18 protein-coding genes and 3 pseudogenes are annotated in these 20,019 nt (G+C 70.6%); 10 read left to right on the forward strand and 11 right to left on the reverse strand.

All coding sequences use genetic code 11. The features are described from left to right. Positions 1-37: 37 nt before the first annotated feature. Together ACH4UK_RS32860 and ACH4UK_RS32865 are read right to left on the reverse strand one after the other, a co-directional pair. Entirely contained in the window at positions 38-1,258 is a 1,221-nt protein-coding gene (locus tag ACH4UK_RS32860) for a ricin-type beta-trefoil lectin domain protein (RefSeq protein WP_398362264.1), read from the reverse strand. Then, positions 1,255-1,935, reverse strand: coding sequence for a type VII secretion system-associated protein (locus ACH4UK_RS32865; protein WP_398362266.1), 681 nt, complete (start codon positions 1,933-1,935; stop codon positions 1,255-1,257). Before ACH4UK_RS32865 ends, ACH4UK_RS32860 begins: the two co-directional genes overlap by 4 nt. Before the next feature lie 284 nt (positions 1,936-2,219). Between ACH4UK_RS32865 and ACH4UK_RS32870 the strand changes: the two genes are divergently transcribed. Further along, positions 2,220-3,290, forward strand: coding sequence for a mannose-binding protein (locus tag ACH4UK_RS32870; RefSeq protein WP_398362268.1), 1,071 nt, complete (start codon positions 2,220-2,222; stop codon positions 3,288-3,290). Positions 3,291-3,341: 51 nt separating this feature from the next. Here the strand turns inward: ACH4UK_RS32870 and ACH4UK_RS32875 are convergent. Then, positions 3,342-3,506 (reverse strand): annotated as a pseudogene (locus ACH4UK_RS32875) (pirin family protein); the annotation flags it as partial. Between the two features lie 91 nt (positions 3,507-3,597). Between ACH4UK_RS32875 and ACH4UK_RS32880 the strand changes: the two are divergent. Beyond that, positions 3,598-4,752, forward strand: a complete 1,155-nt coding sequence (locus tag ACH4UK_RS32880) for a tyrosine-type recombinase/integrase (protein ID WP_398362269.1) — start codon at positions 3,598-3,600, stop codon at positions 4,750-4,752. 60 nt (positions 4,753-4,812) lie between these two features. On the opposite strand, the gene ACH4UK_RS32885 is transcribed toward ACH4UK_RS32880, so the two are convergent. Beyond that, complete coding sequence (locus ACH4UK_RS32885; RefSeq protein ID WP_158073230.1) at positions 4,813-5,004, reverse strand: helix-turn-helix domain-containing protein; 192 nt, start codon at positions 5,002-5,004, stop codon at positions 4,813-4,815. Positions 5,005-5,140: 136 nt separating this feature from the next. Then, a complete protein-coding gene (locus ACH4UK_RS32890) occupies positions 5,141-5,803 on the reverse strand; it encodes a hypothetical protein (RefSeq protein ID WP_398362327.1) in 663 nt (220 codons plus the stop codon). On the opposite strand from ACH4UK_RS32890, the pseudogene ACH4UK_RS32895 reads away from it, so the two are divergent. Beyond that, positions 5,789-6,351 (forward strand): annotated as a pseudogene (locus ACH4UK_RS32895) (IS5 family transposase); the annotation flags it as partial. The gene ACH4UK_RS32890 and the pseudogene ACH4UK_RS32895 overlap by 15 nt on opposite strands. Positions 6,352-6,422: 71 nt before the next feature. Here the strand turns inward: ACH4UK_RS32895 and ACH4UK_RS32900 are convergent. Both ACH4UK_RS32900 and ACH4UK_RS32905 read right to left on the reverse strand, forming a co-directional pair. After that, positions 6,423-7,358, reverse strand: a complete 936-nt coding sequence (locus ACH4UK_RS32900; protein ID WP_398362271.1) for a transposase family protein — start codon at positions 7,356-7,358, stop codon at positions 6,423-6,425. Positions 7,359-7,618: 260 nt separating this feature from the next. After that, on the reverse strand, positions 7,619-8,212 hold the full coding sequence (locus ACH4UK_RS32905; RefSeq protein WP_398362325.1) for a DinB family protein: 594 nt from the start codon (positions 8,210-8,212) through the stop codon (positions 7,619-7,621). A 446-nt stretch (positions 8,213-8,658) separates the two neighbouring features. On the opposite strand from ACH4UK_RS32905, the pseudogene ACH4UK_RS32910 reads away from it, so the two are divergent. Next, a pseudogene (locus ACH4UK_RS32910) lies at positions 8,659-9,069 on the forward strand (FKBP-type peptidyl-prolyl cis-trans isomerase). Positions 9,070-9,156: 87 nt separating this feature from the next. Beyond that, a complete protein-coding gene (locus tag ACH4UK_RS32915; RefSeq protein ID WP_398362273.1) occupies positions 9,157-9,324 on the forward strand; it encodes a hypothetical protein in 168 nt (55 codons plus the stop codon). On the opposite strand, the gene ACH4UK_RS32920 is transcribed toward ACH4UK_RS32915, so the two are convergent. From ACH4UK_RS32920 to ACH4UK_RS32935, 4 genes are all read right to left on the reverse strand, one after another. After that, on the reverse strand, positions 9,321-9,617 hold the full coding sequence (locus tag ACH4UK_RS32920; RefSeq protein ID WP_398362275.1) for a TauD/TfdA family dioxygenase: 297 nt from the start codon (positions 9,615-9,617) through the stop codon (positions 9,321-9,323). The genes ACH4UK_RS32915 and ACH4UK_RS32920 overlap by 4 nt on opposite strands. 40 nt (positions 9,618-9,657) lie before the next feature. After that, entirely contained in the window at positions 9,658-10,221 is a 564-nt protein-coding gene (locus tag ACH4UK_RS32925; protein ID WP_398362277.1) for a flavin reductase family protein, read from the reverse strand. A gap of 85 nt (positions 10,222-10,306) precedes the next feature. Beyond that, positions 10,307-11,119: a thioesterase II family protein gene (locus ACH4UK_RS32930; RefSeq protein ID WP_398362279.1), complete on the reverse strand. Its 813-nt coding sequence runs from the start codon at positions 11,117-11,119 to the stop codon at positions 10,307-10,309. 73 nt (positions 11,120-11,192) lie between these two features. Further along, a complete protein-coding gene (locus tag ACH4UK_RS32935; RefSeq protein ID WP_398362281.1) occupies positions 11,193-11,588 on the reverse strand; it encodes a YybH family protein in 396 nt (131 codons plus the stop codon). Positions 11,589-11,889: 301 nt separating this feature from the next. Here ACH4UK_RS32935 and ACH4UK_RS32940 point away from each other — a divergent pair, with 301 nt between their 5' ends. From ACH4UK_RS32940 to ACH4UK_RS32960, 5 genes are all read left to right on the forward strand, one after another. After that, complete coding sequence (locus ACH4UK_RS32940; RefSeq protein ID WP_398362283.1) at positions 11,890-13,080, forward strand: acyl-CoA dehydrogenase family protein; 1,191 nt, start codon at positions 11,890-11,892, stop codon at positions 13,078-13,080. Between the two features lie 172 nt (positions 13,081-13,252). Further along, positions 13,253-14,362 (forward strand): thiamine pyrophosphate-dependent dehydrogenase E1 component subunit alpha, encoded by a 1,110-nt coding sequence (locus ACH4UK_RS32945; protein WP_398362285.1) that lies wholly within the window; start codon positions 13,253-13,255, stop codon positions 14,360-14,362. Further along, complete coding sequence (locus tag ACH4UK_RS32950) at positions 14,359-15,387, forward strand: alpha-ketoacid dehydrogenase subunit beta (RefSeq protein WP_398362287.1); 1,029 nt, start codon at positions 14,359-14,361, stop codon at positions 15,385-15,387. The genes ACH4UK_RS32945 and ACH4UK_RS32950 overlap by 4 nt, the downstream gene beginning before the upstream one ends. Beyond that, positions 15,380-16,753: a dihydrolipoamide acetyltransferase family protein gene (locus ACH4UK_RS32955; RefSeq protein ID WP_398362289.1), complete on the forward strand. Its 1,374-nt coding sequence runs from the start codon at positions 15,380-15,382 to the stop codon at positions 16,751-16,753. The genes ACH4UK_RS32950 and ACH4UK_RS32955 overlap by 8 nt, the downstream gene beginning before the upstream one ends. Before the next feature lie 86 nt (positions 16,754-16,839). After that, positions 16,840-20,019 (forward strand): beta-ketoacyl synthase N-terminal-like domain-containing protein (locus ACH4UK_RS32960; RefSeq protein WP_398362291.1); only part of this gene is annotated, 3,180 nt, incomplete at its 3' end.

A 20,019-nucleotide genomic window follows, 5' to 3' on the forward strand; every position in this document is an offset into this window, starting at 1 on the left:
TGCCGGGAGCGGGGCTCCCGGCATCCGGACGTCCGGGTCAGGTGCTCCACTTCTGGTTGTCGAGGCCCGTGCAGTCCCACAGGATCAGGTAGGTGGACGGGCCCCTGCTCTTGCTGTGGTCAGGGATGTCGACGCACTTGCCGACGACGGTGTTGACCAGGTCGTGGGCACCGTTCAGGGCGAACTTCTGGGCTGCGGACCCGTTGCACCAGGCGAGCTGGATGCGCGATCCGCTGGCGAAGTTCGCGTTGGCGACGTCCAGGCACTTGTCCCTGGCCCGGATGGTGCCGTCGGAGCCGTAACGCCACTTCTGGGCGTCGGCGCCGTTGCAGTCCCACATGAACAGCGGCTGGCCGTCGTTGAAGTTGTGACCGGGTACGTCGATGCAGCGGCCGGAGAGATGGCTGCGGAAGGAGACGGGGCCGCTGAAGGTGACGGCGGGCTTGGCCTTGGCGGGCTGGTTCTTGGCGCCGCCGCTCCCCGCCTTGGACGGATCGGCCTTCTTCGGCGGATCCTTGGGGCCGTCGTCCTTCTTCGCCTCCTCCTGGCCGCCGCCGGAAGGCACGGCCGGAACGGGGTTGCCGGCCTTCTCCGGCTTTCCCTCGCCCTTCCCCTTCTCGTCCTCGGCGGGCGCGCTGGTCTCGGGCGCGGTGACGGCGAACTCGCCCGGTGCCTCCTGCCCGCTCCCGTCGAGGACCGTCCCGGCCGCCGCCGTGTTCGTCCGCTCGGGCCCGTCCTCGTCCCCGGCGAGGACGAGGAAGGGCACCGACACGAGCAGCGCGCCCACGACCGCCGCGCCCGCGAGTGCGGCCCTGCCCGGCCGTCCCACGGGACCGGCCTCCTGCTGCGGCTGACCGATGGCGGTGGCACTCATGGTCCGTACGAGGGCGGGGAGCCGGCTCTGCGCGGCGGCGGAGGCACTGGGGTCGGGGTCGGACTCGGACTCGGGGGTTCCGGCCCGGGAGGCGGAGGCCTCGGCCTGCCCGGTGGTCCTGGCGGCCTCGGGGGTCCCGGCCTCCGGTGGCGTGCGGCCCTCGGTGTTCTCGGCCTCCGGGGACTCTGCCGCGGCCGCCGCTTCGGTCTTCGCCTGTGCGGGCTCGGAGGCGGGCGTGGCAGCCTCGTCAGGAGCGGCCGGCGGGACGGGAGCGGCGGAGGTGACGCCCGTGGCGGAGCTCGCGGCCGCCCGCTCACTCTCGGCGCCGGACTTCGCGGGAGCCTCCTGGGAGGCGGGGGTCTGCTGGGACGACGAACGCGTCACGGGGTCCTCCCTGTGGTGTGGGGCCGGGGTTCGGTTGAACTGTGGTCGCCCGCCCCGGTCATGAGGCCGGGGCCGACGGGGCCGAGAAGGCTGACGGCCGGGACGAGCAGCGGGGCCGCGGCACCCGCGTTGACCGACAACAGGGCGTCGGCGGTCGTCATCGACCTGGCCAACTCCCTGGCGGACAGGGTGTCATGGTGAAGTGCCGCGGACATGAATGCATGTGTGGGCGAGGTGAACACGAGAGCCACCGGCGCCCCGTCCCGTCCAGCGGCCATGAGCGGCCCGCCGTCCGGCCCGCGCACGACGGTGACGTCCGCCTCCGCGAGAGCCTCCAACGCCTCGTCCACCGAGCCGTAACCGGTGGCGGCCCGCTGAGCCGCCCTGTCCACCGGATCGGTGGGCTCGGGCCACCCGAGGACACGGGCCGATGGCCGGTACTCCGGGTTGGCGCGGTACTCCCCCACGCCCCCGCTCTCGTCCGACCGCCATTCCCCCAGCACGGCCCACTCCGGCGGTGTGCGCGCCTCGGCCCACTCCGGATCGACGATCCCGACCCAGTGGCCCGGCGCCCGGCGGGCAGCGTCCTTCACGGCTTCCGGGACGAGGGAGGCATCGGGAGGGGCCGACGTGACGCCCCGCGGGCCCTCTTGTCGCTCTCCGGTCGGTTTCTCCACCTGAACTCTTGGCTCCGTAAAAACTCTTGAGCGCCGAACGGTCTACGCGCACCGCCGACAGTGATCAGATCGGGGAGCCAACAGGATGTCACACGGGCCCTGCCCACGGGGATCCGCCGAAGACCCGAATGGCCCGCCGACGTGCCCGTTTACTGCCCGAACGGAGAACTTTCCGGACCAGTGAGGCGCGAGAGGACAAAGCGCCGGGGGGTGTTCGGGGCGAGACACCGCCGACCCTCCCCCGACGGGCTACCTTGGTCGCGCCACCGAGGAGGAGTCAGCACATGCCCCCCGAGCCCCCCACCCCCAGCGCCAACTCCGCGCCGGCCGCCGCCGAGAAGCCCGGCACCGCGGAGACGCCCAGCACCGCGCCGTCACCACCCGCCGCACCGGCCGAGGCGCAGAAGACACCGACCGAGCCCACCGCTCCGGCCGAAGCCGAGGAGAACCGGGCCCAGGCCGCCGACCCGGCCGAGGCGGCGCCGGCCGCTGCCTCAGCCGAGGCAGCGGCCGGCGCCGAGGAGCCCCAGGCATCCGCCGACCCGGCCAAGCCTTCGTCCGAGGCGAGCACCGCTGAGGAGAGCACCTCTGAGGCGAGGACCGCCGAGGCGCCCGAGGGCATCGCCCTGGCGGCGTCCGTCGCCACGAAGCCGGAGACCAAGACCCTCACCGCTGCCGACCGGAGCCGCCCCCGCACACCGGTACTCGCGGGCGCCGTGTTCGTCGGCGCCGCCCTGGTCGCGATACCCGTCCTCCTGATGGGCAGCGCGAACGACGAGGGGCCCCGTAACCCCGCCGCGGTACCGGTCGCCGGGAGCGCCGACACGGTCCTCGACCCCGAATCGGCCCCGGCAGCCATGGAGGACTACGTGGCGGTGAAGCCCACACCGTCCCCGACCGAGCAGAAGAAGATCACTCCTCCGAAGGTCGCCCCCGCACCCCCGGCACCCGTGCCCCGGACGAGCGCCCCCACCGAGAAGCCGAAGCCCAAGGCCTCCCCCAAACCGAAGCCCAAGGCGGCTGCGCAGCCGAACTGGGGCACCCAGACCGTCTCCGCGACCAGCTCCATCGGGGTCGGCCAGTCCTGGGCCACCAACCGCATCCGCATGACGATGCAGCAGGACGGCAACCTCGTCGTCTACAACGAGCAGAACAAGCCCATCTGGGCGGCGATGACCTTTGGCCAGAACCACCGGGCGATCTTCCAGCCGGACGGCAACCTGGTCATCCACAACGGCGACGACCGTGCCATCTGGGCCTCCAAGACCCACGACTTCGGAGGCGCTCAGATGGTCCTGCGGCCCGATGCCAAGGTGGTCATCGTGCACAACGGCAGGGTGGTCTGGTCGACCTGAGGCCGCTTCGGGCGGGTACCCCCTGAGGCCGCTTCGGGCGGGTACCGCAGCTCAGCGCACCCGCCCCCGCGCCTTCAGCGGCACCGCAGGCAGCGCGGGGGCCGGAATCGGAGGGCCGTCGTAGCCCTTCACCTCGCCGAAACGGGTGCCGTTCATCCAGTCCTCGCGGGCCCGTTCGATGTCCTCCTGGGCCCGGCCGATCCAGTTCCAGAACATAGCATCGACTTTCCGTTTCACCCCAGCTCAGGGGCTTGATCGACCATCCGGGGTCAGCAAAAGGTCAGCAAGACGCCCGGGAGTCGACAACATGGCCACCATTAACCTCGTCCGCGGCATGGGAAGCTTCTTCAAGGAGTGCGAGCACCCTGAAAGCCGATGGCCGAAGTGCCCGCACGATTACAAGATCCGCTACCGCAACGCGGCCGGACGGCAGGCCGAGGAATCCGGCTTCTCCACCCAGGAGAAGGCGAAGACCCGCCTCGCCGAGGTCTACCAGGCCCGGAAGAACAGCCCACAGAACCAGCACAAAGCCGAGCGCATCCAGAAATACGGCCCGATGCGGTTCGAGCAGTACGCCACCGAGTGGAAGGCCAGCCAGCGCGACCTCAGCCCCAGCTCCCGGCGACACCTTGACTCGCTACTCGTCCACCACCTCTACCCTGCTTTCCAGAGCCGCCGGATGGGCACCTTCGACCACAAGGTCGTCGAAGCCTTCATCCAGTCCATGGAGCGCAACGGCGTCGGCCTGGCCACTCAGTCCAACGCCTTCGACAAACTCAAATCGATCCTGCTGGACGCCCACCGGCTCGGCCTCTACGACGACAACCCGCTCGACGGCGTCAAGCCCCCGCAGTACGACCCCAAGCGCGCCGTCATCCCCTCCCCCGCACAGCTCCACGGCATACGTACCGCCGGCAACGACGTGTTCCGCCTCGTCGCCGACCTCATGAGCGGCTGCGGTATGCGCAACGGGGAAGTGCTGGCCGTCAACATCAACAACATCGTGGCCGACGACGTGTACCGGATCACCGAGCAGGTCAACCAGACCACGAAGGCCTACGCCCCCCTCAAGCACCGCAAGGTCGGCGACTACCGCGACGTCCCGCTCCCGGCACGGGTTAAGCACTCCATCGAGTGGTACGCGGACACGTACGGCACCATTGACGGCTACCTGCTCCGCAGCCCGCGAGACCTGACCAAGCCGATGCTCAACTACTGGATCGGAAACCAGTGGCAGCGCATGAAGAAGGCTGGCCTCGTCGAGATCCCCGAAGGCATGGTTGTCTACGGCTTCCGCCACTTCTTCGCCTCCAACTGCCTCACCCACAACATCCCCATCACCGACGTCGCGGAATGGATGGGCCACCGCAGCCTCGACATCACCTTCAAGATCTACCGCCACCTCATGCCCGGCTCGATCGGCCGCGCCGCCAAGGTCCTGAACCTCGACCTCGCCGCCTGAACGTGCGAGGCCCCCTCCTTGACCAAGGAGGGGGCCTCGCACACGTCGGATCAAGCGACCTCAACCGGCGGACAGCCGCTGCTGTTTCACCCAGGCTTGAATGTCTGCCACCTTGAACTGAAGCTTGGCATTCCGCCCACTCCCGAACCTGTATGGAACTAGGCCCGCGCGAGCGGCTTCGCGATACACCCACGGCACCGACATGTTCAGATACTTCGCGGTTTCCTTGGCACTCAAGAAATTCTGGCTCATCGGGATCCTCTCGACGACAGTCAGCATCTGCCGGGGAGAATCACACGCGAAGGTTCGTTTCACTGAACCGAAATCCTGCGCTAAAGTACCCTCCACTCATACGGCAGCTGTAGATAGCTGCGGCTGGGCTTGCTGATCATGGTGTGGTGTCGGCGTACGCGTGCCAGCGCTGGTGGCAGAGGCGGGCGCGGTGTTGATGGCGGCGGCGCCAGGTGGACCACCACAGCAGGTGGTCGCGGTCTCGTCGGGGCGGTGGAAGGATCAGGGCCCGGAGCAGGCGGAGGAGTTCGTGGCTGCTGAGGGGGACGAGGTCGGCCTCGGCGGGGTCGTTCCGGCTGGTCTGGGCGGCGCGTTCGAGGGCGGCGGCGGTGGCCAGGAACGCGTAGGCGACCAGGGTGATCACGCTCCAGCGCTGCCAGGAGTTCCAGCAGGTGACCTGCCCTTTGTCGAGGTGGCAGATCTCCTTCGCGTCCTGGAAGTCGTCCTCCACCCGCCACCTGCGGCACACCAGTGACACCAGTCGCGCGAGTGTCACCGGCCCGGGGGCTAAGCAGCGGTAGTAGGACACGGTGCGGGTGTAGCGGTGTCGGCGGACCAGCAGGACCGAGGTGTCGGCGTCGGGGTCGTGTCCGTCTTGGGTGTCGTCGGCGGTGACCTCGATCATCGCCCAGTGGTAGTCGCGGACGCCCTTGTGCCCGGCGCCGGTCCGCATCCGCTGCCAGGCCCGCTTCGGCAGCAGGGCGGCGGCCTTGGTCGCGCTCAGCTTCGCGGCCGGGGTGGTGACTGGGCCAAGCTCCACCGCCTGGTCCTCGACGAACTCGGTGCCCGCGGCGAGCTGGACTGGTCGCGGTGCGCGATCGACTCGGTGAACATGCGGGCCCTGAAAAGGGGGACCTGACAGGTCCGAATCCTGTCGACCGGGGCAAGTACGGCTCGAAGATCCACCTGATCACGGAGCGGTCGGGTCTGCCCATATCCGTCGGTATTTCCGGGGCCAACCTGCACGACAGCCAGGCCCTGATCCCGCTCGTGAAGGGCATCCCACCAATCCGGTCGCGTCGCGGCCGGCGACGGCGCAAGCCCGGCAAACTCCACGCAGACAAGGGCTACGACTACACCCACCTGCGGCGATGGTTACGCGAGCGAGGCATCACCCACCGCATCGCCCGCAAGGGAGTCGAGTCCTCGCAACGGCTGGGCCGCCACCGCTGGACCGTCGAACGCACCATGGCCTGGCTCGCCGGCTGCCGCCGCCTCCACCGACGCTACGAACGCAAGGCCGACCACTTCCTCGCCTTCACCAGCATCGCCTGCACCCTCATCTGCTACCGCAGACTCGCCAAATGAGATGACTTCTAACGACCTTGAGGGAAATTGATGTTCGGGCGTGCTGGCCTGGCGGTTCGGCTGGTGGGTGATCAGCAGACGGTGTCGCGGACGCGGACGAGTTCGGTGCTCGTGCGGCGGCGGGTGGCTCGCTGGGCGGATCGGTCGGACACCAGGCCGGCGATCGCGAGGTGAGTTTTGGGGTAGGTGTCGCGCCGTCCGGTGAACCGCCGAAGGGGCGCCCACTGCCGGAGTTCGGCGTTGGTGTGTTCGACGCAGATCCGGGCCGAGGACTGCCGACGCCGCGCCTCGCGCCAGGCGTACTGGTCGCCATCGCAGACGTCGTCCTTCGGCTTTTTCGGCGGGGCGATCACCTGTCGGGGAAACTCCTTGGCCAACCCCATGTATCCAGAATCGACCTTGGCTTTTACGCGGGGGCGATGGCGGAACTGCTCGGCGATGCCCTCGCTGCGGACGGCGGTCTGGTCATGCATGCGGCCCGGCCGAACGACACCGGACAGCAGCATACGGCCCTGGCCGTCGCTGAACGTCGTCGTCTTGATCGTGTTCTGCCGGCGCTTGCCCGAGGCGAACGCCCGGCGGCCGGGACGTCCTGCCTGCGGGCGGCGGACCTGGGTCTCGGCCCCGTCCAACCGCAGCTCGACCCCCTCGGCCTCGGCATAGGCGAAGACGTCCTCCAAGGTCTTCAGGCGCAGGCCGGGTCGGCCCGGCACGGCGAAGCCGCGGGCCGCGAGCAGGGGGCGGACCTGGCGGATGGCAGCGGCCACGGTGGAGCGGTCCACGTCGAAGAACTCAGCAAGGACCGCGTGCGGCAGCTGGTGCCGCAGATGGACCAGGGTGATCAGCAGCCGGTCGACGAAGATCAGCTTTGGCTTGCGCCCGGCCCCGACCGCCCGCTGCCGAAGCCCACCACGCTTGGCATGCAGCGCAGACTCCCGAGCGGCCTGCCACGGGTGAGCGAGTTCTTCGAGCAACTCGCCGAAATGTGCACGGGAGACACCGGACAAGGCAGGATGGGAGCAGGCCGCACGGGCCCAGGTCAGCTTCACAACTCACCCAACCCGTGCGGCCCTTCCCACGTCACGGGTCGATCGCGACCACCACTACTCACAAAGTCCCTGCCACCGTGCTGGCCAGACCAGCGCCTGGGCGACGATGACGCTCTCACGCACGCGCCCGCCGAGCCAGCGGGCCAGCATGGCCCGGAGCCGATTGCGCCCAAGGCCGTAAGAGGTCGTCTCACCCAGCACGTTCCGCGAATTTTCTGTTAGGAGTTCTGAGCCTCGATTTGCGCGGCCGACCTGGCGGCCTGCTCGATCTTCGCGCGGTGGGCTGCACGGGCTTCCTCGTCGATCTGCTTCTCGTGTTCGGCGCGCAACCCGGTCCGGCCGTCGAGGCCCTCGCGCAGGACATCGGCGTGCCCGGCATGCCGGATGGACTCGCCGAGGACATGGACCATAATGGCGAACAGGTTCGTGTGGGGATGAGGCTCCGGCCACCACGGCACGTGGCCGGGGGCGTCGAGGGGAAGCTCGTCAATCGTCGAGTCCGAGTGTTCCCACGTGCGCCGGCAGAACCCGATGATCTGATCCCGGGTCTCGTCCTCGGCCGCCCACAGATCGCTGCCGTCGGAGTCCTGCCACCGGGGCAGCGGTTCCGGGGAAGGGCGGCCGAAGACCTCGCCGAAGTACCTGGCCTCGACGGTGGCCACGTGTTTGACGAGGCCGAGGAGGTTGGTCCCGGTCGCTGTCAACGGCCGGCGGGCATCGTATGCGGACAAGCCGTCGAGTTTCCAGAGCAGCGCCTCGCGGTCCCGCCGCAGTCTCCCGTGCAGGTTGTCCTTCGCGAATTCATCGATCATGCGGCACGAGCCTGCCACGGGCTGCTCGCCATCTCAAGATCCCGTACGTGGTCCACAACGACGTGCGGGGCCCGGGCCTGGCCATGGCCGCCGCCCTGACCTGCTACGAGCAGCCCGCAAAACTTGCCACGTGAGACAACTTCCGGCAGCTCCAACGCAGACTGGGGCCCGTGGGGTGAGCTGGTGCTCCGATCCTTCGCACCGACATGACCCGGGCGAGGCGGACCACGGCGTCCGGCATGGTGACGGCCGAGCGGTAAACGGAGTCGACCGCCCACAGGCCGACCGGGGGTGAACACACCGTGCGGCGGCGAGCAACAGAGCTGCTCGGCGGCGCGTCGGCCCTGTGGAAGGTCGTCACGGTAGCGTGACCCTCTGCTGCACGGGGTGTCCATGTGTCCGGCCGGTTCGTGCGGGGGCTTTCGACGGAGAGTGATGAGGCTGCGATGAGTGAACTGACGAAGCCCGAGGTCGAGGTTCCGGGGGGGGTGATGCTCCTACCGAGCTGACCATCCGGGACCTGGTCGTCGGGGACGGGCCCGAGGTGAAGCCGGGCATGGTGGTCCGGGTCCACTACGTGGGGGTGACCTTCGCGTCCGGGAAGGAGTTCGACGCCTCCTGGGACCGGGGCAAGCCGTACAAGTTCGCCCTGGGCAGCGGCAAGGTCATCAAGGGCTGGGACCCGGGGGGGTGAGGGGGATGAAGGTCGGCGGTCGGCGCGAGATCATCGTTCCCCGCGTCTCGGCTACGGCAATCAGTCGCCCTCGCCGTCGATCCCGGCGGGCTCGACCCTGGTCTTCGTCGTGGACCTGGTCGACTCGTATTCCAGCACGACCGGGTGGAACAACGCTCAGTGACCCAGCGGACGGCGGGTGTCTGCCGGGATCCTGGCAAGTCCCGGGCCCGTAACCGGTGGCCCGCCCTGAAGGCGGGGTCGGGTGCGGATGCGCTCCTCGACCCCCTACAAGGTGCCGGCCGCTCTGATGGTGCTCACGGCGGTCGCCCTGACGGTCACGCACACCACCGCCTTGGGCACGTTCGACCTGGCGCTCCGCCGCTTCGCCGTGGTCATGGCCACAGGCTGGATCGCCGGCACGGTTCTGGCGTTCTAGCGGGCGAGTACGTGGGGGCGGTGGTCGCGGGAGCGGCGCAGGTCGGTGGTGACGTAGGTGCGTTGCAGCCAGCGGTCCGCTCCGTCGTAGCGGGGCTGGAAGGCGGTGCGGCCGTGGACGGTGACGCGGTTATCGATGACGACCAGGTCGCCGGGCGTCAGGCGCAGGGTGCGGGCGGTCACCTCGCAGGCGCGGCCGAATTCGGTCAGCGCCGCGGCGGCCCGAGGGGTGAGCGGGGTGGTGACGAGTTGGGCCATCCGTATGTCGGGATCCTCGGCCGTCGAAGTCCACACCCCGTCATCATCGACGCCATCGAGAGGGCAGCGGGTGCCGTCAGCGTGGCGCGTGGGGGCTGGAGGGGATTTCGCGGAACGCTCCCTCGAAGAACAGCAGCCCGGAGCGCTTGCGCCCGATGGTGGAGGCCAGCACGTTCGCCAGGAAGATCGAATGGTCTCCTGCCACGTACATGTCGGCCAGATCGCATTCCAGCCATGCCAGCGCTCCGGCGAGAAGAGGCGCGCCAGTGTGTTCTCCGGGCTGCCAATGGACGTCGTCGAACTGACGTATCCCCAGCGGCCTCTTCTTGTTCGCGAAGTGGGCGGCCAGTTCCTTCTGCTCGGCGGTGAGGACGGAGATTCCGAAACTCCGGGACTTCTCGATCGCACCGTGCATGACGGCCGCGTGCGACACACAGCACAAAACCGAGGGCGGATCGAGGGAAACCGAAGTGAACGCATTGGCGGTCATCGCGTGGGGATCGCTTCCGCCCACGGTGATCACCACGATCCCGGAGGCGAACCGCGACAGCGCCTCCCGCAGGGTGGCGGGCATCACCGGCCCGAATTCCTCGGAGGACCCGCCCTTTCCGGCCGATGAATGGACGGCGCTGTCGTGCATGGCGACCTTTCGCTGTGGAATGGGTGGTCGGGTGGCGGGAAGCACCTTTCCGCCGAAGGAATGCGGCGCCGGGCACCGCTCCGGATCACTGCCGGGCCGGGGAGGTCCCGCCCGCCGTCCGTCCGGTCCTCGCGGCCGCCTGCTCGAAGAGCCCGATGGCCAAGGCCAGCTCGTCCACCACCGGCGCGGGCCAGCCCCGCAGGTAGAAGTGGTCCCCCGGGAAGGTCCGGAACCGGTAGTCCGCCGCGGTGTGGTGGCGCCACTCCTGCGCCTCCTGGACGGTCGCCTGCGGGTCCTGGTCCCCCACGAACACCGTCAGCGGGCAGCGCAGGTGCACACCCGGCCGGTGGCGGTAGGTCTCGATCGCCCGGTAGTCGGTGCGCAGCGCCGGAAGGACCAGGGCCAGCATCTCCGGATCGTCGAACAGGCGGCCGTCGGTGCCGCTGAGCCGGCGGATGCGCGCCACGAAGGTGGCGTCGTCGGCGAGATGGAGCCGCTCGTCCCGTACCGTCAGCGGGCCGCGGCGGCCCGACACGACCAAGCCCATCGGTGTGATGCCGTGTTCGCTCTGGAGCCTGCGCGCGGCCTCGAAGGCGACGACGGCGCCCATGCTGTGGCCGAACAGGACGGTGCGGGCGTCCACGTGCGCCGCCAGCACGGGCAGCGCCTGGTCCACGAGTGCGTCCACATCGGCGGTCGGCGCCTCCAGCCGCCGTTCCTGGCGCCCCGGGTACTGCACGGCGGCGACGTCCACGCCGGAGGTGCGCAGGGCCGCGGCCAAGGGGTGGAAGTAGCTCGCCGCCCCGCCCGCGTGCGGGAAGCAGAGCAGGCGGGACGGGGCCTGCCCCCCATGCCCGAATGGGATGATCCACTTCTGTGGGCCTGCTGCGGCCGTCATGGGGAGGTGCGGCTCCTTCGCGTTCGGCACTGCGATACTGCGGTACGTCGTCGCCCCCGTGGGGCCTTCCCCGTCAGTTGGCCTTCTCGTAAGGGTTGTCGATGGCGAAGCGCCACCTGCGGTCCTCGCCCCGCACCAGGACGTCCAGTCCCACGCCCTCGAACTCCTGCTTGGTCCCGTCGGGTCCCTCGACGTCCACGTGCCAGTCGACGACCTGCATCGCGACGTCGCCCGCGACGTAGAGGTGACGGAGTTCGGCCCTCATCACCGGCCGCTGTTCCAGGGACGCGGCCAGCTCCCTCTTGCGGTCCTCGCCCGAAATGGCCTGTCCCGGTTCCCACACCGTGACGGCGTCATCGGTGTACCAGCGGTTCAGGACGTCCGGGTTCCCCGAATTGAATGCCTCGACGTACAGGGACACAACCTGGTTCACGTCCTCTACCGGCTGGCCGGCCCGAGTTTCAGTCATGGCGTGATATCTCCGTCGTCAGGGAGGTGTCGGTGGTGACGCACACCGTACGGCGGCACCCGCGGCCCCCGCCCACCACGGGGTAATCACCGCCGCTCGCAGCGGCTTCTCCTCGGATTACCGGCTGATGACCCACCGTTAGCAGGGATTCCCGCCCGCCTCGGTAACGTCGTTCACCGCTGGCCGGGACGCGATCCGTGCAAGGGCCGGCAAGGACCCAGGTGGAACGCGGGCATCGCAGCCGCAGACTTGCGGGCGGATGACCGGACCACACCGCGACGTGGATATTCCGGAGAACAGCATGAATTCGATCCATCCCGACGTCAATGCATTGCTCGACGCACTCACGGAAGCTGTTCCCACCCTCCGAAAGAACGGCAGGGAGGCCGAGGAGCAGGGCTGGATACCCCAGGAGAACATGGACGTCCTCGGCAAGGCCGGCGCCTACCGGGCCGCCGTCCCGCTGCGGTACGGCGGGCTGGACCTGTCCCTGGAGGACACGACGCGGGTACTGGCGGAGGTCGCGCGCGGCTGCGGTTCGACGGGCTGGGTCCTCAGCGCGTGGATCTCCAGCGGGTGGATCGCCACGATGTTCAGCGACTCGGCGCAGGACCGGGTCTTCGCCGGCGGCGAGGCACGCATCAGCGGCGGGTTCGCCCCGACCGGCGTCCTGGTGCCCGCCGAGGGCGGCTACCGGCTGTCCGGGAAGTGGAAGTTCAACACCGGCTGCCGCGGCGCCGACTGGAGCCTGAACGCCGCAGTGGTCCAGCGGGACGAGCCCGCCGAGCCCGGCCACGAGGAGGTCGTCCTCTGCCTGGTCCCGATGGACCAGCTCGAGATCGTCGACGACTGGCAGGTCACCGCAGCCGCCGGCACCGGCAGCGACACCACGGTGGCCCAGGACCTCTTCGTGCCGGCCGACCACACCCTGGGGTTCGAGGACGCGATCACGAACACCGGCGCCGGCCGTTCGCACGCCCACGAGAACGGCCGGTTCTACGCCCTGGTGCCGCTCATCCTCATCGAGTCGGCGGCCGCGTACACCGGCATGGCGCGCGGCGCGTACGAGCTGTTCCTCGAGCGCCTGCCCGGACGGGGCATCACGTACACGGCCTGGACGGAGCAGAGCCTGCACCCGCTGACCCAGATCCAGGTGGCCACGGCGCAGAGCAAGCTCGCCGCGGCCGAGGGCCTCATCGCGTCCTGGCTCCCGCGCCTGCAGAAGTGGGCCGACGCCGGTGAGCAGCCCCCGGTGGAGCAGCGGGCCGCCGTCTGCGGGCAGAGTGCCTACGCGATCCAGCTCGCCAAGGAAGCCGTCGAGATCCTGCACGGGGCGAGCGGCGGTTCGGTGATCCGCAAGGAGAACCCCTTCCAGCGCTTCCACCGCGACATCGAAGGCCTGTCCCTGCACGCGCTGTTGCAGGCGAACACCAACCTCGAAACGTACGGCCGCGTCCTGCTCGGCCTCGACCCGGGCACACCCTTCGTCTGACCTGCCCGGCGGTGACCCCGGCCCGGGGGTGACCCCGGGCGCGGCGGGAGGAGCGGGCCCGTCCTCCCGCCGCGCCCTGGACTCCGTAGCGAGCCGGCGTCCGCCGTGGCGTCCCGCCCCTCCGCCGCCAGACCCTGCCCCTGCGCCTGCGCCCCCAGACTCCGAGGGATCCATGACGACGACTGAACCGGTGGGGGTGGTCGGGGCCCTGCTGCCGTCCGCCTCTCCACTGGCACTCCTGCATGCCGACGGCACCGCCGTCCCCGGTTCTCCGCTCACCCTTCCGCACGACGACGTCCTGCTGGACCTGCACCGCAAGATGGTCGTCGGCCGGCGCTTCGACACCCAGGCGACGGCCCTGACCAAGCAGGGCTGGCTCGCCGTGTACCCCTCCTCGCGCGGGCAGGAGGCCTGTCAGGTCGGCGCGGTCGCCGCCCTGGACGGGGACGACTGGCTCTTTCCCACGTACCGCGATTCGGTGGCCCTGCTGACCCGCGGGGTCGACGCCGTCGCCACCCTCACGCTGTTCCGCGGCGACTGGCACCTGGGGTACGACCCCTACGTGTACCGCGTCGCCCCACAGTGCACGCCGCTCGCCACGAACACCCTGCACGCGGTGGGCCTGGCGCGGGCGGCCTGCCTCAAGGGCGAGGACACCGTCGCGCTGGTCCTGCTCGGTGACGGAGCCACCAGCGAGGGCGACACGCACGAGGCGCTGAACTTCGCCGCGGTGTGGAAGGCCCCGGTGGTCTTCCTGGTGCAGAACAACGGCTACGCGATCAGCGTGCCGGTGGCGCAGCAGAGTGCGGCCCCCTCCCTCGCCCACAAGGGCATCGGCTACGGCGTCCCGTCCGTCCTGGTCGACGGCAACGACGCGGCGGCGGTGTACAGCGTGGTCCGGGAAGCGGTCACGGCGGCGAGGGCGGGCGGCGGTCCGGTACTCATCGAGGCGCTGACCTATCGGGTCGAGCCGCACACGAACGCGGACGACCACACCCGCTACCGGGACCCGGACGAGGTCCGGCACTGGCTCACGCGTGATCCCGTGGAGCGCCTCGAACGCCACCTCACGGACCGCGGCCTGCTGGACGACGTGCGCCTGGAATCGGTACGCGGCGAGGGCGAAGCGCTCGCCGCCGCCCTGCGCACGCGCATGCACGCGGAGCGGACAGCGGATCCATCGGGGCTGTTCACCCACGTGTACGCGGAACCGACCGCCACCCTGCGGGAGCAGCAGGCGGCCTTGCTCAGCCGCGAGGCGGAGGACGGGGAGAGCGCATGAAGATTCCGGAGCACATACGTCAGGGGACGATGGCCGCCGCCCTGAACACGGCCCTGTCGGACGCCCTCGCGGAGGACGACAGCGTCGTCGTCTTCGGGGAGGACGTGGGGCCGCTCGGCGGGGTGTTCCGGGTGACGGACGGCCTGGCCGCCTCGTTCGGCGAAGACCGGGTCTTCGACACCCCGTTGGCGGAGTCGGGGATCGTGGGGACCGCGATCGGCATGGCCATGAACGGGCTGCGGCCGGTCGTCGAGATGCAGTTCGACGCGTTCGCCTATCCCGCCTTCGAGCAGATCACCAGCCACCTGGCGAAGCTCAGGAACAGGTCGCGCGGCAGCATCGAACTGCCGGTCGTGATCCGCGTTCCCTACGGCGGCGGCATCGGCGGGGTCGAGCACCACAGCGATTCCTCCGAGGTGTACTACACCCACACCGCGGGGCTCCGCGTCCTGGCACCCGGCACCCCGTCCGACGCCTACCGCCTGCTGCGCGGCGCGGTGGCCGGCCGGGACCCCGTCATCTTCCTGGAGCCCAAGCGGCGCTACTGGTCGACGCACGAGGAGCCGGAGACGGCCGAGGGAGACCTGCCGATGCACCGCGCGCTGGTGCGGCGGGAGGGCACGGACGCCACCCTCATCACGTACGGCGCCATGCTGGCGACCGCTCTGGAGGCGGCCGAGGCGGCGGCCGAGGAGGGGTGGAGCCTGGAGGTCGTGGACCTGCGCAGTCTGGCCCCGTTCGACGACGAGTTGGTGAGCGCTTGCGTGCGCCGGACCGGGCGGGCCGTGGTGATCCACGAGGCGTCCGGGTTCTGCGGTTACGGGGCCGAGGTCGCGGCCCGCCTCACCGAGCGGTGCTTCCACCACCTGCACGCGCCCATCCTGCGCGTGACCGGACTGGACATCCCGTACCCGCCGCCGGAACTGGAGGGGTACCACCTGCCCGACGTCGACCGGATCCTGGACGCCGTCGCCCGTCTGGAGTGGGACGACGTGCTGGTCGGGGGAGGCGGGGCGGATGCCTGATTTCCTGCTGCCCGACCTGGGCGAGGGGCTCGCGGACGCGGAGATCGTCCAGTGGATGGTCTCCCGGGGAGACGTCATCGAGGTGGACCAGCCCGTCGTGGAGGTGGAGACCGCCAAGACGCTGGTGGTGATCCCGGCTCCCTTCGCGGGCGTGGTCACCGCGTTGCACGGAGGGTCCGGGGAACGCATCGCCGTCGGAAGCGTCCTGCTCACGGTGGCAGACGGGGCGCCCGGAGCAGACTCTGCCCCGTCCCCGTCTCCTGCCCGGGCCGCGGCTTCCGCCGGCCCGGAGACCGGCAGCGGCAACGTGCTGGTCGGGTACGGGACTGGCGCGCCTTCGGCCCGCAAGCCGCGGCGACTGCCGAGGAAGCCGGCCCGGACCACGGCCGGGGCCGCGGCTCCGGGAACAGGGAAGGGGACGGGTAAGGGGACGGCGACCGGCGCGGCCACGGAAGCGAGCCCGGAGCCCGGGTCCTTGAAGGTGGCCTCGCCAGTCGTACGCCGGCTCGCGGGCGAGAACGGGGTCGACCTCGGGCAGGTCGCCGGTACGGGCCCCGGAGGCACGGTGCGCCGCGTCGACGTGGTGAACGCCATCCGGGCGGCGGCACGGACGGCAGAGCCCGAGCCCTCTTTCGCGCCCGAGCCCGCGCCCGCACCCGCACCCGCACCTGACCGTGCCGGGTCGCACCGGGTCATCCCCCTGCGCGGGGCCCACAAGACGATGGCGGACACCCTGACCCGTTCCCGCCGGGAGATCCCGGAGGCCACCGTCTGGGTGGACGTCGACGCGACCGGCCTGCTCGCCGCACGCCGGCACCTGGCGCAGAGCACCGGCGGGCCCGTCACGCTCCTGTCCCTCCTGGCCCGGTTCACCGTCCTGGGCCTGCGCAAGTTCCCGGAACTCAACGCCCGCGTGGAACCGGACGGCATCGTCGTCCTGGACCGGGTGCACCTCGGTTTCGCTGCCCAGACCGACCGCGGCCTGGTCGTACCCGTGATCCGCGACAGCCAGGACCTGACGACCCGCGAGCTGTCGGCCGCGCTGCGGCGCACGGCCGAAGCGGCCCGGCACGGCACGCTGGCCCCCGCCGACCTGGGCGGCGGCACGTTCACCGTCAACAACTACGGCGTGTTCGGCGTGGACGGCTCCGCGGCGATCATCAACCATCCCGAGGTGGCCATCCTGGGCCTGGGCCGCGTCATGGAACGCCCCTGGGTCGTGGCCGGTCAGGTGACGGCCCGCCACGTGGGCCAGCTGACCCTGGCCTTCGACCACCGGGTCTGCGACGGCGGCACGGCAGGCGGGTTCCTCCGGTTCGTCGCGGACTGCGTCGAGAACCCGGTCACCGCTCTCGCGGAACTCTGAACCCCCGCACCCGGCCCGCCACCGACACCTGACGGCCCCCGCTCCGCGCGGCACGGCAGTCCCCACGAGCAAGAGAGGCAAATCTGTTGGCCAGGAATGCTGAGCCGAACATGCTGGCGATCATCGGGCTGGGGCACCGGCCCGCAGGCGGCACTGACACGCCCTCCGTCACGGCGTTCGACCGGGACTTCTTCGCGGACCTCTCGGGGGCCGTCGACGACCGGCGCCTGCTCCTGCTGGAGACGGCGTGGACGGCGTGGGAGGACGCGGGCCTGGTGTGGGCCGGAGCAGCTGCGTCGGGTGACGTGGCCCAGCACCTTGAGGGCCTTCTGCACGGTCCGTCGGCCCGCCCCGGGAACGCGGTGCCGGCAGCGGCACTGTGGGCCGCGTGCGACCGGCCCACCGGGACGGTCCCCGAGGTCGAACTCATCGGCGGCGCCGCGGACTCGGAGGGAGCGCAGCAGCCGCCCGGGTGTGTCGTTCTGGTCCTGAAGGAACTGCGGCGCGCCGTCGACGACGGCGACCGGATCCACTGCACGGTCCGGACCCGCCCGCCGGAGCCCTCCGACGAACCGGCCACGGCCTGCGGCGACGACCTGGCCGAGGTGGCGCGGGCGGTCGCGGACCTCGGCGCGGGGGTCCGGTCCGAGGTCCTCCTGTCAGTGGCGGGCCGTCCGGAGCGCGTCGTGCTGGAGCCCGCTCACGCCTTCACCGACCCTTCCGTCGCTTCCGTCGCTTCCGGCCCTTCCGTCTCTCTGCCTTCCGCCCCTGCCGCAGCCTCCGACTCCTCCGCCGTGTTCCCGGTGGTCCTGTCGGCACGGAGCGAGCAGGCCATGCGGGCTCAGGCACGTCAGCTCGGCCGACACATGAGCGAGCACCCCGCACTCGATGCCGTCGACGTGGCCCACACCCTGGCCACCCGACGCACGGCCTGGGAACACCGCGCGGTGGCCATGGCGGACGGCCGCGCGCGGATGGCGGAGGCACTGGAGGCGATCGCGCGCGGGGACGGGAGCGGCGCCGAGGGCTCCGCGATCGTGCGGGGCACGGTCGCGGAGGAATGCGAGGTCGTGTTCGTCTTCCCCGGCCACGGGCCCCAGTGGGCCGGCATGGGCCGTGAACTGCTGGCAGCCGACCCCGTCTTCCGCGACGAAATGCTCCGCTGCGAGGAGGCGTTCGAGCCGTACCTCGACTTCTCCGTCACCGACGTGGTGACCGGCAAACTCCCCCTCGACCGGCTCGACATGGCCCAACCGGCCCTGTTCTCCGTGATGGTCGCCCTGGCGGCCACATGGCGCGCGCACGGCATCACCCCCACCGCGGTACTCGGACACAGCTTCGGGGAGACCGCCGCCGCCACCGTCTCCGGGGTCCTCTCCCTCGACGAGGGCGCGCGGCTCGTGGCCGCGTACGGCCGGGCCCAGATGAAGATCCACGGCAAGGGGGACCTGCTCGCGGTGGCCCTGCCGCCCGAGGACGTCACCGCCCGCCTGGGCCGCTGGGCGGGACGGCTGGAGCTTGCCGTGGTCAACGGCCCCCGGTCCTCAGTGGTGTCGGGCGATCCCGACGCGGTGCGCGAACTGCTGTCGGACCTGGTCTCCGAGGGCGTCCGCACCCGGCTCATCCCCTTCGGTGTCGCGGCGCACTCGCACCAGGTCGAGGAGGTCCGTGAATCACTCGTCGAGGAGCTGGCGGGCATCGTCCCGAAGGACTCGGCGGTGCCCTTCTACGCCTCCACCATGGGCGAGCGGGTCGACCCCCGGACCCTCGACGCCCAGTACTGGTACCGGAACCTGCGCACCACCTCGCGGTTCGACCGGGCCACGCAGGCCGCCCTGCAGGACGACCTGACCCTCTTCCTCGAAGTCGGCCCCCACCCCGTTCTGACGATGAGCATCGAGGAGGCGGCGGCCGACCGCACCGGCATCCGCGTCGCCGACACCCTCCGCCGCGGCGACGGCGGACGGGACCGGTTCCTGCAGTCCTTGGCCCAGCTCCATGTCCACGGCGCCCGACCCGACTGGAACTCCCTGTTCGGGCAGGCGGGTGGAACGCCGCGAAGGGCGGACCTTCCCCCTTACCCCTTCCAGCGGGAAACCGCGGCGTCGGGCGGCCCCAGCGGACCGGACTCGCCGTTCGCCCGGGACCTGCTGCGCATGCCGGTTCGGGAACGGCGCGCCACGCTGATGGACCTGGTGTACGAGACGGTCGCCGAGCTCACCGACGAGGACACCGGCGGCTCGGCCGAGTACCGGGACTTCCGCTCCCTGGGCTTCGATTCGCTCCGCGCCCTGAACCTGCGCAACACGCTGAACCAGCGGACGGGCCTGCGCCTGTCGGCGACAGCGGCCTTCGACTTCCCCACCCCGCAGGCACTGGCCGACCACATGTACGCGCAACTCACCGGCGAGTCCCTGCACGGCGAGCCCGACACCTCGTACGCCCCGACCGGCGACCCGGACGAGCCGATCGCGATCGTGGGCATCGGCTGCCGGCTGCCCGGCGGAGTGTCCTCGCCGGAGGAACTCTGGCAGCTCGTCTCCGACGAGGTCAGCACCGTCGGGCCGTATCCGACCGACCGGGGCTGGGACCTCCAAGGCCTCTACAACGAAGACCCTTCGGTTTCAGGCACCTTCTACCAGCGGGAGGTGAGTTTCCTCGCCGATGCCGCCGGTTTCGATGCGGGGTTCTTCGGGATTTCGCCGCGTGAGGCGCTGGCGATGGATCCGCAGCAGCGGCTGGTGCTGGAGACCTCGTGGGAGGCCCTGGAACGGGCGGGCATCGACCCGCACTCCCTGCGCGGCAGCGACACCAGCGTGTTCATCGGGGCCGCGCAACTGCCTTACGGGCCACAGCTCCAGGACACTCCGCCGGAGGTCGAGGGCTACGCCCTGACCGGCACCACCTCCAGCGTCACCTCAGGGCGCGTCGCTTACTCCATCGGCCTCGAAGGCCCGGCGGTGACCGTCGACACCGCCTGCTCGTCGTCGCTGGTCGCCCTCCACCTCGCCTGCCGGTCGCTGAGGTCCTCCGAGTCCGCGCTCTCCCTCGCCGGCGGTGTGACGGTGCACGCACTGCCCGGTCTGCTCACGGAGTTCTCGCGGCAGCGGGGGCTGTCCGAGGACGGCCGCTGCAAATCCTTCTCCGACGACGCCGACGGCTTCGGTATGGCCGAGGGCGCCGGTGTGCTCGTCTTGGAGCGGCTCTCCGATGCCCGTCGTCTGGGGCATCGGGTGCTGGCGGTGATCCGTGGGTCGGCCGTCAAC

Origin of the sequence: Streptomyces sp. NPDC020884 (assembly GCF_044333935.1) — a bacterium.
GTDB lineage: Bacteria > Actinomycetota > Actinomycetes > Streptomycetales > Streptomycetaceae > Streptomyces.

Bases quoted from the DNA above. Each gene is read 5' to 3' on its own strand.
- ACH4UK_RS32950 (WP_398362287.1), top strand. From the start codon at position 14,359: ATGAAGATTCCGGAGCACATACGTCAGGGGACGATGGCCGCCGCCCTG.
- ACH4UK_RS32885 (WP_158073230.1), bottom strand. From the start codon at position 5,004: ATGAGCCAGAATTTCTTGAGTGCCAAGGAAACCGCGAAGTATCTGAAC.
- ACH4UK_RS32930 (WP_398362279.1), bottom strand. From the start codon at position 11,119: ATGACGGCCGCAGCAGGCCCACAGAAGTGGATCATCCCATTCGGGCAT.
- ACH4UK_RS32945 (WP_398362285.1), top strand. From the start codon at position 13,253: ATGACGACGACTGAACCGGTGGGGGTGGTCGGGGCCCTGCTGCCGTCC.
- ACH4UK_RS32915 (WP_398362273.1), top strand. From the start codon at position 9,157: ATGCGCTCCTCGACCCCCTACAAGGTGCCGGCCGCTCTGATGGTGCTC.
- ACH4UK_RS32880 (WP_398362269.1), top strand. From the start codon at position 3,598: ATGGCCACCATTAACCTCGTCCGCGGCATGGGAAGCTTCTTCAAGGAG.
- ACH4UK_RS32935 (WP_398362281.1), bottom strand. From the start codon at position 11,588: ATGACTGAAACTCGGGCCGGCCAGCCGGTAGAGGACGTGAACCAGGTT.
- ACH4UK_RS32870 (WP_398362268.1), top strand. From the start codon at position 2,220: ATGCCCCCCGAGCCCCCCACCCCCAGCGCCAACTCCGCGCCGGCCGCC.
- ACH4UK_RS32940 (WP_398362283.1), top strand. From the start codon at position 11,890: ATGAATTCGATCCATCCCGACGTCAATGCATTGCTCGACGCACTCACG.
- ACH4UK_RS32925 (WP_398362277.1), bottom strand. From the start codon at position 10,221: ATGCACGACAGCGCCGTCCATTCATCGGCCGGAAAGGGCGGGTCCTCC.
- ACH4UK_RS32955 (WP_398362289.1), top strand. From the start codon at position 15,380: ATGCCTGATTTCCTGCTGCCCGACCTGGGCGAGGGGCTCGCGGACGCG.
- ACH4UK_RS32905 (WP_398362325.1), bottom strand. From the start codon at position 8,212: ATGATCGATGAATTCGCGAAGGACAACCTGCACGGGAGACTGCGGCGG.